Below are 12,777 nucleotides of genomic sequence, written 5' to 3' on the forward strand. Positions count from 1 at the left end.
TGGTGATCGTGTTGTGGGTTCTGGCCGGCCTGACCGTCGTGGCGGTCGCGGTGGCATCGTCGGCCCAGCTCAGTGCCAGCAGTGTCAAGCTGCTGCGCGACCGGGTGCAGGCCGAGGCTGGTTTTCTCAGCGCGAGCGCGCGCATCGCGGTGATTGCCGCAACAGGGTTGCCGACCGCCAATTTCATTGACGGGCCGGCGGGCAGGTTGTATGTCGACGGGCGGCTGACCGATACCGGCGGCGGCACCACCGCCACGCTGCAGGACCTGCGCGGCCTGGTCAATCTGAACCGCAGTGCGTCGGAGACAATCGCCAAGCTGCTTGTCCAGTGCGGCGCAAGCGAACAGGCCGCGGCGACATTGACCGATACGCTGGCTGACTATATCGATGAGGACCGGTTGAGACGGTTGAACGGCGCCGAGGCATTCGACTACCGCGCTTCCGGCGATCTGCCCGAACCGCGCAATGCGCCGTTGCTTAGCCGCGAGGAGCTGTGGCGGATCAAGGGATGGCCTGAGTTGAAAAGCGCCTGGCAGGCCGCCGGCTGCGACGAGCACATCACGGTCAATGGCGATTCGCGGCTGAACCGCAATACCGCCACGGTACCGGTACTGGTGGCCAACGGCTTTGAGAAGGCGATCGCCGAAGGACTGGTTGCGGCGCGCCAAGCGGGCGCAGATGACGCGGTGCCGGTGGCGGTGCGCGCCGGCATCCCGACCTCGGCTGCGGAATTCGGCATTCAGATCGGCGGCGCGTCGGCGGGCAAGGCCTTGCGGATCCGACAGCATGCGCCGTTGCTAGAATGGCAATCCGAATTCGAGCTCGAACTGACCCCGGGTCGCCCCGGCGGGCCCTGGCGAATGCTCGAAGTTCGCGTTCTCCCCCATTCGCCCAGCGCAGAGCAACGGCGTGCGCTTGCGCAGCTTCCCGCGGTGGATTTCCGTCAGGCGGAGCAAGATCGACCCTCATATGCTCAACCCAGTCTACCGTTTGGCAAGTGATGCGCAGAAGAGACTGCAACTGAGCCCGACCAGCCGCCGCGCGTTTGGCACGACCGTCGTCGTGCCACGGGAGGTCTCCATTTTCGAGCACCTGCCAGGCAGCGGTGTCGCGCTGCATGAACGCAGTGGTTTTGCGCGGCTGCAGGCCTTGCGCCTGTCGCCGTTCGCGAACACCGGCGGCAGTGCGGCGATGCGCAACAAGATATTGATGTTGTGGCTGTGGGACGACCGCGAGATCGACGAAGCGATCGCCGCCGGCGGTCTCGATCCGGCACGTGTAACGAAGATTGCCGAGCCGCTGATGTTGCCGCTGCCGACGACGAGTGGCACGGCCGCACTGCGCTGTGCCGGCGGCGTCGACCATCTGCAACTGGCCGGCGGCGCGATCACCGCGTCACGCTGGCAGCCCGACACCGCATTGCGCGATCTTCCGCCGGAACTGGCTGCGCGCCCGTGGGCCCGCGACCTGTTGCGCAGCGGCAGCCTGATCGGAAACTGGAGCGAAGCCAGCTTCAAGCGCACGTTTGCATTCTCGGCCTGGACATTGGCGATCGGCTGTGCCGCGTATCTGGCGTATTGGGAAGCGACGACGCGGGGGCTGGAAGCCCGCCGCGCCGCGGTCGCCGCCCAGACGTCGACGACCGACCTGCTGCTCGGCCGGATGACGGAACTGAAGCAGGCCTACCAACGCGATCAGGCCTGGCTCGACGATTTCAATCGGCTGAGCAGCGGCATCCGCATCGATCCGCTGCTCGATGCCTTGCAGCGGGTGGTCGAAGCAAATCGCCTTGTCGTCAAGGAACTCGATCTGCGCAACGACGACCTGCGGATCACCGTGGTATCGGTCGGCGGTGTGCTGGACCTGCCCGCGGTGCTGCGGTCGATCGCCGGCGTGCCGGGCTTTGCTTCGGTGCAACTGCGGCAAAGCGAAAATACGCAGCAGGCCAGCTTCAGTGTGCAGGTGACCGGCTTTCGCACGGTATCAACGATGCCAAGCGTGATGGAGCGACCGTGATGGCTGGCAATGCGGCGCTCGAATCGCGCGGGGACGCGGGTGTCGGCGGTTCCTACCTGCCCGGGCTGATCGGCATCGCGGCGGCGCTCGCGATCTGGATGCTGGCGCAGCCGGTGGTGGACGAGGCGCATTCGCTGCGGCAGCAGATCGGCATCGCCGGTTCGACACGGTCGCTTTCCGGCGACGAGGCACTGCTCGACCTCGAAGCCTTGGCCCGGGAGGCAGCCGGCCGGCGGGCGGCCATCGAGGCGCGGCTGCAGACCGTCGACCCGCCGGCGATTGCCCATGCGAAGGTGCTGCACGACCTGCGGCAGCGCTGCGCGGCCGCTGGCATCCAGAACTGCGCGGTCAAATATGTCGACGATGCCGTCCAGACCGGCACGCAACGTCCGTCGGCCCAGCCGGCCAACGCCGATGGCTCGGCTGCGCCGACGACGCTGGTTTCGCTGGGTCTGGCCCGATCGAAGGCGGTGATCAGCGGCCAGTTCCAGGACGTCGAATTCAGGAATCTGGTCAACGACCTGGAACGGCAGGACAACGTGGTGTGGCGGCTCACCGGGCTGACCGTGCGGGCCAACCGCTTCGATCTCGACGCTGAATTGATCACCCGTGGGCAGCCGGCCACAGCCGGTGGTGTCCGCTGATGGCAGGGCAAGCCGTGTCATCCGCGTCGACGAGCCTTCGTCGCCAGGCCCTGTGGACGGTTTTTGTGATTTTCGGAATCGCCATCGTGCTGGGCGCAGGCTGGCTCGGTTACCAGCGCGGTTTCGACGGCGAGTTGCCGACGCCGCAGGTGGTCAGCATCGCCGATCCGCGAGCCACGCAGGATGCCGCCGAGCCGCCGCCGGTGCCCGCCGCAGGCGGTGCTGCCACCGGCCAGCAGCGGCCTGCACCGGATGCCGAACAGCAACTGCGCTGGCCGCTGTGGGAGTTCCAGCTTGCCCAGCCGATTCCGCCGCGCAACCCACCGTTGACGCCGCCAGGCTGGCGGCTGCTCGGCGCGACGATGACCAGCGACGGCTGGAAAGTGGCGGTCCTGAAGCAGGACACCAGACAGACTGAATTCTTCGGTCTCGGGGCGACCTTGCCCGGAGGTTATGTCATCAAGGCGATCAGCGACGAAGACGTCACGCTCGTCGTCGACAAACGCGAAGTGGTCCTTTCCTTCACAGGTTCCAGATGAATCTTGCTATCGCCAAGCGGTCAGTTTGCCAGCTGACCATGATTGCCCTTCTCGCGGGCTGCGCGAGCCCGCCAATGACCTTGCCCGGACCCATCAGCTATACGCGAACCCCTGCCGAGCGTGGCGGCACGCTGGTCGATCCGATCACTTCCCAGGCGCCGACCTCGACCCAGGTGACAAAGATGCCGTCGGCGCCAATCAGCGCGACGACCAACGCACCGCAAACGCGCCGCGCAACCCCCGCCGACGCCGCGTCTGGCGAGGAAATGGTGTCGATGGCGCTGGAGCAGACGCCGCTGCCGCTGTTCATCCAGATCCTGTACGGCAATGTGCTGAAACAGCCTTACTCGATGGATACGGCCATCAACGCCCGCACCGACCTCGTGACGTTCAAGACTTCGGCGCCGATCCGACGCAGCCGCCTCGCCGAACTCGGCGTTGCGCTGCTGCGCAGTTACGGATTGTCGGTGCAGGAGTACGACGGTCTCGTGCGCATCGTTCCGGACAATGCACCTTCTGCTGCTCCGTCTCCGATCCTCCGCCTCGGACGCACGCTTCCCGAAACCCCTGAAGCGCTCCGGACGGCCTTCCAGTATGTTGAACTTGATATCGTCCGGACCACCGACATCATGCAAAGTCTGAGGCAAGTCCTCGGCACCCGGATCACCGTGCTCGAGGATTCCGGTCGCAATTCGCTGTTGCTTTCGGGTACGCAGAATGATCTTCGCACCGCGCTCGATTTGATTCGCGTACTGGACCAACCGCGGATGCGTGGCAACGTGGCTCGGCGCATCAATCCGGCCTATATGCCGGCCCAGGAATTTGCGTCGCGTCTGGTCGAGATATTGACTGGCCAAGGTTATTCAGTTTCCACGAGCGCAACCGGGGGCACCCCGATCTTGTTGATCCCGATTCCAACCATCGGTGCAGTGATGGCCTTTGCTAACTCCGAACAGGTGATGGAACAGGTTGTCCGCTGGGCGGCAGAGCTCGACAAGCCGGTTGCAGTGAGAACCCAGAACGGTCTGTATACCTACCCGGTCCAGTTTGCCGATGCCGAGGCGCTGGCAAGAACACTCGGCGAGATCATGGGCGGCCTGCCGGCCGCACCAGCCGTGACTCCGGGGGCAGCACCGCCTGCTGCAGCGGCTCCATCATCGCCTCGTTCGAGCCGGGTCGTCGTCAACAGCGCAACGAACACATTGATATTCCGCGGCACCACCGCCGACGAATACCAACAGATCATGGCGCTGATGCGCGAACTCGACAGGCCGGTCAAATCGGCGCTGATCGAGGTCGTGGTCGCCGAGATGCGGCTCGGCGGCAGCCAGGCGCTCGGCATCGAATGGAATGTGCCACCGCAGCTGATCAACAGCGGGCAGAACCAGATCACCGCTGGCACCCAAGGGCGGTTGGGAATCGGCTCATCCGGCTTTACGGTGTCGATCGGCAACAGGGCCGGTACGCTGCTCGCCCAACTCAACACGCTGGCAAGCAACAACCAGGCGCGCATCCTGTCGAATCCGAAGGTGCTGGCGCGCAACGGCGAAACGGCATCGATTCAGGTTGGTTCGGAAGTGCCGGTCATCACCAGCCAGCAATCTGGCTCAACGACCGGAGGTCTGTTCGGCGGCACCGGCGTGCTGCAGCAGATCTCGTACCGGTCCACCGGCGTGATCCTGCGCGTCAGGCCGGTCATCAACTCCGGCAACCGGCTGGACCTTGACGTCTCGCAGGAGGTCAGCTCGGCGGCCGAGACACGTACCGGCGTCGCAGCGTCGCCGACGATCTCGACCCGCCGCATCGACACCAAGCTGTCGCTTCGCGACGGCTCGACGGTGCTGCTCGGCGGCCTGATCTCGCGCAACAGCAGCGATGCAAACACCGGCATTCCGTACCTGAAGGACATTCCGGGACTCGGCGCACTGTTTCGCACTGAGAGCAACAGCAACGACCAGACCGAATTGCTGATCATGATCACGCCTTACGTGGTCAGCGACGATTTCGAGTCCGAATCGATCACCGCAGCGATCCAGAAAAGTTTTGGCAGCTGGGCACAGGATCTGAAACCGGCGCGGGTGATGGAGGAGCCGCCGGCACGTCCGCTTGCTCCGGTTCCGGCGCCACAACCGCTCAGTTCAGCGGCAGACCGGCCGGTGCAGCCAGTAGTCGAATCCAGCCCCCCTTCGGCAGTGCCGGGCCCCGGCGCGGTGGCGCCACAACCGGAACCTGCAAGACCCACGGCCGCGCCGGACACCGACGCCGGCGTCACGATGAGCAAGCCGCCGGCAGCGGCAGGCCCGCCAGGCAAAGATGCTGCAGCCGACAAGCCGGCGGAGAAACCTGCCGGCCCCCCGTCGGCTGCGAAACCGCCGGCATCACTACCGCAGGGATCGCGCCAAGTGGAAGATCAGAAGATCAAGGAAGAGATCGAGAAACTGCTGAAAGGGAAATGACCCACCAGCGGGCGCAGCGGCCAGCCGGAGCGCCTCGCCAGTTTTCCCGTCTAACCTCGACCGAATGAACGCCCTCATCTTCAGTTTTCTCGGCGCGCTGGCCTGCACGCTGTTGATCATCAAGTCCAGCCGCAGCCACGGGGCGTTTTCCGCCGACCACGACTTGCAAGGCCCGCAGAAATTCCACAGCCAGCCGGTACCGCGGATTGGCGGAGTCTCGCTGCTGTTCGCGATGGTTGCCGGTCTCGCTGCGCTGGATGTCGGAATGGACGGCGCATCGACCGCATCGATCTGGCTTTTGCTGCTGTGTGCGCTGCCGGCATTTATCGGCGGGCTCGCCGAGGACCTGACCAAACGCGTGTCGCCGACCTGGCGGATGGTCTTCACCGCGGTCTCGGCCGCATTGGCAATCTGGCTGCTCGGTGGCGTGGTGACCCGTGTCGACCTGCCGGGCGTCGATTTCCTGCTCGGCTTCTGGCCGATCGCGCTGCTGGCGACGGTATTTGCCGTCACCGGCATTGCCAATTCGGTCAACATCATCGATGGCTTCAACGGCCTGGCGTCGATGTGCGTGATGATGATCCTGGCGGCGCTCGCCTATGTCGCCTTCCAGGTCGGCGACCGCTTCGTCGCGATCGCCGCGCTGCTGACGATCGGTGCGGTGCTCGGCTTCTTCGTCTGGAATTTTCCGGCCGGGCTGATCTTCCTCGGCGACGGCGGCGCCTACCTGCTCGGTTTTCTGGTGGCCGAACTGAGCGTGCTGCTGCTCGCCCGCAACCCATCCGTCTCCGGCCTGTTCCCATTGCTGCTGCTGGCCTATCCGATCTTCGAGACGGTGTTCTCGATCTACCGCAAGAAGTTCCTGCGCGGCGTCTCGCCGGGCATTCCGGACGGCGTGCACCTGCACATGCTGGTCTACAAGCGGCTGATGCGCTGGACACTTGGCGGCACCGGGCGGCACAAGACGGCACGCAATTCGATGACGTCACCGTATCTGTGGGTGTTGTGCATGCTGTCGGTGATTCCGGCGGTGCTGTTCTGGAACAACACGCTGGTGCTTGGCGGCTTCTGCCTGCTGTTCATGGTGTCGTATGTGCTGCTGTACTGGCGCATCGTGCGCTTCAAGGCACCACGCTGGATGGTCGTGCGGCGTTGAGCGCGCACCCTGCCCACCTACAATCGTCTCCCCCTCCCTGGCGGCCACCGCCGCAACGCAGCTCGATTCCATGGACCTCCCTGCCCCAGACGACAACCAGTTGATCGCCGAACGGCGCGAAAAGCTGAAGGCGATCCGCGCCGCGGGGATTGCCTTCCCGAACGATTTCAAGCCGACGCACCACGCGCTCGACCTGCTGCATCGCCACGGCTCCTTGTCGAACGAGGACCTCGAGCCGCAGGCGATTGCGGTCCGGCTGGCCGGCCGGATGATGCTGAAACGGGTGATGGGCAAGGCGAGTTTCTGCACGCTGCAGGACGGCAGCGGGCGGATCCAGCTGTTCGTCACGCGCGATGCGCTCGGCGAAGAGGCCTACGAACGGTTCAAGCACCTCGACCTCGGCGACATCATCGGCGCGAGCGGCACGCTGTTCAAGACCAAGACCGGCGAACTGTCGGTGCGCGTCGGCGAACTGCGCCTGTTGACGAAAAGCCTGCGGCCCCTGCCCGACAAGTTCCACGGCATGACCGACCAGGAACAGAAATACCGGCAGCGGTATGTCGACCTGATCACCGACGACGAGGCGCGCACCCGTTTCGCCGCGCGCAGCAAGGCGATTGCGTCGATCCGCCAGTTCATGGTCGAACACGGTTTTCTCGAGGTCGAGACACCGATGCTGCATCCGATACCCGGTGGCGCGAATGCGAAACCGTTTGCCACCCACCACAATGCGCTCGATCAGCAGATGTTCCTGCGCATCGCGCCCGAGCTGTATCTGAAGCGATTGGTCGTCGGCGGCTTCGAGCGGGTGTTCGAGATCAACCGCAATTTCCGCAACGAAGGCATCAGCGTCCGGCACAACCCGGAATTCACGATGATGGAGTTCTATGCGGCGTACTGGAACCACCACGACCTGATGGATTTCACCGAGCAGGTGCTGCGCCATGCGGCGCGTGCGGCCACAGGCTCGGCGTCGATCACCTACGCCGGCAAACCGGTCCATCTCGACGAGCCGTTTGCGCGGCTGTCGGTGCGCGAGTCGCTGGTCGTCCATGCCGGGCTGACCGACGCCGAAGCCGGCGACCCGAAGGCACTGCACGATCGGCTGAAGGCGCTTGGCGAGGAGCCGCCTGCCCACTGGACACTGGCCGAACTTCAGTTTGGCTTGTTCGAGGCGGTGGTCGAGGAAAAGCTCTGGCAACCGACCTTCATCATCGACTATCCGGTCGAGGTCAGCCCGCTGGCGCGGGCGTCGGACACCAATCCGGCGGTGACCGAGCGATTCGAGCTGTTCATCACCGGCCGTGAATATGCAAACGGCTTCTCCGAGCTGAACGACGCCGAGGACCAGGCGGCGCGTTTTCTGGCCCAGGTCGCGAACAAGGACGCCGGCGACGAGGAGGCGATGTATTACGACGCCGATTTTATCCGTGCACTGGAGTACGGCATGCCGCCGACCGGCGGCTGCGGCATCGGCATCGACCGGCTGATCATGCTGATCACCGACAGCCCGAGCATCCGCGACGTGATCCTTTTTCCATCGCTGCGCAAAGAGCAATGACCCCCCCGAAGCGCCTTCGGCCGCTTGATCCATAGGAACCCTGGATGTCGGAGCTTGGTGAGATCGAAGCAGCCATCTGGCGCGAGTTGGTCGCGGCGGTCGACGACCGGGACCATGAATGGCATACACCAGTGCTGGCCAGTGCGGCGATCGGCGGTGAAGGCGAGGTCAGCCCGGACGCACGCACCGTCGTGCTTCGCGCGGCCGATCCACAGGCGCAGCAGCTGATCGTCTATACCGATTCGCGCTCGCCGAAGGTCAGCCAGTTGCAGGCGACGCCCGTTGCGACGCTGGTCTTCTGGTCGCGCCGCCTCAGCTGGCAGCTGCGCTGCCAATTGCACTGCGACGTCGCCGAGGAAGGCCTCGCGGTCTCGTCGCACTGGGCACGAATCAAGCTGACACGCGCGGCGCAGGACTACCTGTCGCCGCTGCCACCCGGCGCGCCGATCGGCAGCGCGCCGCCAGCGGCGCAAAACCGCGAACACTTTGCGCTGCTGAATGGCCAGGTGCTGGCGATCGACTGGCTTGAACTGGCAGGCGACGGCCACCGGCGTGCACGCTTCGCCGACGGCATGGCCGACTGGCTGCAACCCTGAACGGCGCGCCGCCCGCCGGGCGCGCCGGATCCGCTCAACGCTGCTTGAACTGCGGCTTGCGCTTGTTGACGAAGGCGTCCATGCCTTCCTTCTGGTCTTCGGTTGCAAACGCCGAATGGAACATCCGGCGCTCGAACAGGATGCCTTCGGCAAGCGGGCCTTCGTAGGCGCGATTCACGCATTCCTTGGCCATCATCACGGTCGGTCCGCTGAATTCGCAGATGGTCTGCGCCGCGGCCAGCGTCACCTCCATCAGTTCGGACGCCGCCACGACGCGCGATACCAGCCCGGCCCGCTCGGCTTCGGACGCGTCCATCATCCGGCTGGTCAGCACCATGTCCATCGCCTTGGCTTTCGAGATCGCCCGCGGCAGGCGCTGCGTGCCGCCGGCGCCCGGAATGATGCCGAGCTTGATTTCGGGCTGGCCGAATTTCGCGGTATCGGCGGCAATGATGAAGTCGCACATCATCGCCAGCTCGCAGCCGCCACCGAGCGCAAAACCGGAGACTGCGGCGATCACCGGCTTGCGGATGCTGCGCAGCGTCTCCCAGTTGCGGGTGATGTAGTCGTTCTTGTAGACGTCCATGTAGTTCCACCTGGACATCGCGCCGATATCGGCGCCGGCGGCAAAGGCCTTCTCGCTGCCGGTGATGACGATGCAGCCGATGCAGTCGTCATGGTCGAATTCGAGCATCGCCTCGCCCAGTTCGTCCATCAGCCCGTCGTTCAACGCATTCAGCTGCTTCGGCCGGTTCAGCGTGATCAGGCCGGTTTTCAATGCGGATTCACCGCGCACTTCGGTCAGGATGTATTCACGGGTCATGGTGTCGCCTGTCGCAGGAGGTTGGAGGAACAGGCTCGCACTATAAAGACCCGGGCTGCGCGCCAGCCGTCATCGCATCGCGATCTCGGGTTTTTCCTTGATCATCAGATCGAGGTAGACATCGGTGTCCTGCTCGATCCGGATGCGCACCGGCAGGTAGGCGAGTTGCGGCGCAAACCATGCTTCGGCAAGCAAGTCACGGCGGCGATCGGTGCCGGCTGCGGTAAAGACACGGTAGGCCTCGAGCGTGCCGAAGCGTGTGTAAAGCGTCTGCGCCTGCCCGACCTCGTAGCGCCAGTCGGCGACCCGTCCCGGCAAGGCGAGCGGGAAGGCGATCGTCGTTCCCGGCGCCAGCAGCTGCGGCTGCGTCGTGAACAACCACGTCAGCTGCACGAACTGGCTGGCGCTGTCCTGCAACGAGGTCCGGAAATCGCCGCTGTGCATCCCATCGCGCGGCGCGCCGGCTGGCGGCAGTGGCAGCGGCCGGCCATCGGCGGTCGACACCTGGCGCTCGCGAAAACGCAGGCTGGTCGCACGCGGATCCTGGAATGCCATCTTGCTGCGCTGGTCGTAGCGCTGCGGCTGCAGGCCATCGGGACCGAGCATGCCGTCGCTGCGCATCTGCCGGTTCAGCAACGGCGCAAACGGCATGCCGATCGTCACGTCGAGGTTGACCTGGTATCGCGGCTCGGCGTTGATCCACTCGACCTGCGCGGATCCATGAACCTCGCCGCGGTAGTTGCCGGTCAGCACGTAGCTCAGGCGCGTCGACGGTGGCCAGACGAATGCGGGTGCGGTCGGCGCATCGTCCGTCGGTTCGGATTGTCGAGACAGCACATCCGGGTCGACTGCCGCCAGCGGCGGCTCCGGGGTCGACTCGTCGGCTGCCAGCGCCGGCGGCGGCGGTGCCGGTGCAGGCTCCGACGGCAGCTGCTCGGCGCCGTATTCGAGCGGCTCGGATACCGCCTCGGGTTGCGATGCCGCAGCGACTGGAGGCAATGCGCTTGGCGCACGGTTCGGCGGAGCGACAGCAGCTGCCACTGCGGCCGGTGGAGCAGCAGGCGCAACCCGAGGTGGCTCGACGAGATCGAGCCGGCGCAGATAAACCGTGGTCAACCGCGGCGCCATCGCCGAGTCGATCGCTTGCAACGCCAAGTGATCGACAACCGAATCGAGAACCAGCCAGTGGCCGAGCAGCGCACCGGCGACGAGCAGGCCACAGGGGCCCGGTCGCAGTGTCAGCCGGCCAACCATGCTTTCTGCAACGCCGCCGCCGGTTTCGCCGGCGACGTCTGCGCGTCGAGCTTGACCGCGGCCGGTGCGGCTGCCGATTCATCGGGCATCACGAATGGCAGCCGCAGCAGGCGCTGGTCGCGCGACACCAGCCATTGTCCTGACTGCCCCGGGCTCAGCAGGCGCAAGGCATCGTCGAGCCGGCGCAGCCGCCAGTCGTCGACGCCGAGCAGTTCGTCGCCGGGCGCCAGGCCGCTGGCTTCGCCGACGCCACCACGCCAGACCTGCGTCAGCCGCACACCGGTCAGCGCGCTTTCGCTGACCTTCAGGCCAAGACGTTCGGCCAGCGTTGCCGCTTCGTGCTGCATCGTGATCCCGAAACGCTCGAGCAGCTCGAGCAGCGGCAGGTCGTCGGTGCCATGCACCCAGGCGGCGAGTTCCTCGGCGAACGATCTGCCGGACACCTGTTGCAGCGCCTGCGCGATGTCGGCCTCGCTGATCGGGCCGCCGGTGCTGCGCTGCCACAGGGCACGCATCACCTGGTCGAGCGAGCCCCGCTTTTCGCTGCGCAGCGTCAGGTCGATCGCCAGCGCGACCAGCGCGCCCTTGGTGTAGTAGCTGATCGTCGCGTTCGGGGTATTTTCGTCCTGCCGGTAATATTTGACCCAGGCGTCGAAGCTGCTTTGCGCAACCGACTGCAGCTTGCGCCCCGGTGCGGCGAGCACGCCGCCGATGGTTTTTCCGACCAGCCGCATATAGGTCGCGCGGTCGATCAGGCCGCTGCGCAGCAGCAGCAGATCGTCGTAATACGACGTGAAGCCTTCGAAGAACCACAACAGCTCGGTGTAGTTCTCGCTGCGGTAGTCATAACGTTCGAATTCGGCCGGACGCAGCCGCTTGACGTTCCAGGTGTGGAAATATTCGTGGCTGATCAGGCCGAGCAACTTGACGTGGCCTTCGCTGGCGGCGGCCCGGCCGCGCTGCGGCAGATCGCGCCGGTTCGCGATCAATGCGGTGCTGGCGCGGTGCTCCAGCCCGCCATAGCCGTCCTCGACGGCATTCAGCAGGAACAGGTAACGCTGGAACGGCGGCTTGCGGTCGGCATGCCAGAACTCGATTTCGGCCTCGCAGATGCGTTGCGTTTCCTGCAGCAGCCGCTCGCCGTCGAAATCGGGCAACGCGCCACGGACAACAAATTCATGCTCGATGCCATGGGCAACGAAATGGCCGCGCCAGAAATCGCCAAGCTCGACCGGGTGATCGACCAGTTCGTCGTAGTCGTCGGCGAGATAACGGCCGCGGCCGCGGGCATCGATCTTGGCCGGACGCATCGCGGTCGCGACTTGCCAGCCCTTCGGCAGCTCGCGCAGCACCATCTCGTGCGGCTGCTGTTCGCAACCATCGACGCGCAGGAACAGGCTGGTGCCGTTGAAAAAGCCGCGCCCACGGTCGAGCCAGGCGGCCCGAACCGACGAATCGTAGGCATACACGAGGTAGACGAGTTCGAGTGCGCCGTCGGCGGTGCAATCGACCTGCCAGTTCGCCTTGTCGAGTTGCCGCACGCCGACCGCGCGGCCGCCCTGCGTGGCCTGCAGCGACGACAGGTGGCGGGCGAACTCGCGCACCAGATAACTGCCGGGAATCCAGACCGGCAGGCCGACCCGCTGCCCGGGAGACGGATCGGGAATCGACAGGTTGACGCGGTACAGATGGGCTTCGGGCCGGAACAACTCGACGCGGTAGGAAATCATGG

11 protein-coding genes are annotated in these 12,777 nt (G+C 65.4%); 8 read left to right on the top strand and 3 right to left on the bottom strand.

Annotation, left to right across the window (positions count from 1 at the left end; all coding sequences use genetic code 11):
- The first annotated feature begins 2 nt into the window (after positions 1–2).
- The 8 genes from ACNH6H_RS05975 to ACNH6H_RS06010 all read left to right on the top strand — a co-directional run bounded on the left by ACNH6H_RS05975 (position 3) and on the right by ACNH6H_RS06010 (position 8,968).
- On the top strand, positions 3–1,001 hold the full coding sequence (locus ACNH6H_RS05975; protein WP_418316455.1) for a hypothetical protein: 999 nt from the start codon (positions 3–5) through the stop codon (positions 999–1,001).
- Positions 970–2,016 carry a hypothetical protein gene (locus ACNH6H_RS05980; RefSeq protein WP_418316457.1) on the top strand — a complete coding sequence of 349 codons (1,047 nt, stop codon included), beginning with the start codon at positions 970–972 and terminating at the stop codon, positions 2,014–2,016. Before ACNH6H_RS05975 ends, ACNH6H_RS05980 begins: the two co-directional genes overlap by 32 nt.
- On the top strand, positions 2,016–2,660 hold the full coding sequence (locus ACNH6H_RS05985; protein WP_418316459.1) for a hypothetical protein: 645 nt from the start codon (positions 2,016–2,018) through the stop codon (positions 2,658–2,660). The genes ACNH6H_RS05980 and ACNH6H_RS05985 overlap by 1 nt, the downstream gene beginning before the upstream one ends.
- 86 nt (positions 2,661–2,746) lie before the next feature.
- Positions 2,747–3,199, top strand: coding sequence for a hypothetical protein (locus ACNH6H_RS05990; RefSeq protein WP_418316461.1), 453 nt, complete (start codon positions 2,747–2,749; stop codon positions 3,197–3,199).
- Complete coding sequence (locus ACNH6H_RS05995) at positions 3,196–5,655, top strand: secretin N-terminal domain-containing protein (RefSeq protein WP_418316462.1); 2,460 nt, start codon at positions 3,196–3,198, stop codon at positions 5,653–5,655. The genes ACNH6H_RS05990 and ACNH6H_RS05995 overlap by 4 nt, the downstream gene beginning before the upstream one ends.
- 64 nt (positions 5,656–5,719) lie before the next feature.
- Entirely contained in the window at positions 5,720–6,811 is a 1,092-nt protein-coding gene (locus ACNH6H_RS06000; protein WP_418316464.1) for an MraY family glycosyltransferase, read from the top strand.
- A gap of 70 nt (positions 6,812–6,881) precedes the next feature.
- Complete coding sequence (lysS, locus tag ACNH6H_RS06005; protein WP_418316466.1) at positions 6,882–8,372, top strand: lysine--tRNA ligase; 1,491 nt, start codon at positions 6,882–6,884, stop codon at positions 8,370–8,372.
- A 44-nt stretch (positions 8,373–8,416) separates the two neighbouring features.
- Positions 8,417–8,968 carry a pyridoxamine 5'-phosphate oxidase gene (locus ACNH6H_RS06010; RefSeq protein ID WP_418316468.1) on the top strand — a complete coding sequence of 184 codons (552 nt, stop codon included), beginning with the start codon at positions 8,417–8,419 and terminating at the stop codon, positions 8,966–8,968.
- A gap of 34 nt (positions 8,969–9,002) precedes the next feature.
- Here ACNH6H_RS06010 and ACNH6H_RS06015 read toward each other — a convergent pair whose 3' ends face one another.
- From ACNH6H_RS06015 to ACNH6H_RS06025, 3 genes are all read right to left on the bottom strand, one after another.
- Positions 9,003–9,791, bottom strand: a complete 789-nt coding sequence (locus ACNH6H_RS06015; RefSeq protein WP_418316470.1) for an enoyl-CoA hydratase — start codon at positions 9,789–9,791, stop codon at positions 9,003–9,005.
- A 69-nt stretch (positions 9,792–9,860) separates the two neighbouring features.
- Positions 9,861–11,045 carry a DUF3108 domain-containing protein gene (locus ACNH6H_RS06020; protein ID WP_418316471.1) on the bottom strand — a complete coding sequence of 395 codons (1,185 nt, stop codon included), beginning with the start codon at positions 11,043–11,045 and terminating at the stop codon, positions 9,861–9,863.
- Positions 11,030–12,775, bottom strand: coding sequence for a M61 family metallopeptidase (locus ACNH6H_RS06025; protein WP_418316473.1), 1,746 nt, complete (start codon positions 12,773–12,775; stop codon positions 11,030–11,032). Before ACNH6H_RS06025 ends, ACNH6H_RS06020 begins: the two co-directional genes overlap by 16 nt.
- Positions 12,776–12,777: the final 2 nt, after the last annotated feature.

It is taken from the genome of Pseudideonella sakaiensis (assembly GCF_048320135.1).
Lineage (GTDB): Bacteria > Pseudomonadota > Gammaproteobacteria > Burkholderiales > Burkholderiaceae_C > Ideonella_A > Ideonella_A sakaiensis_A.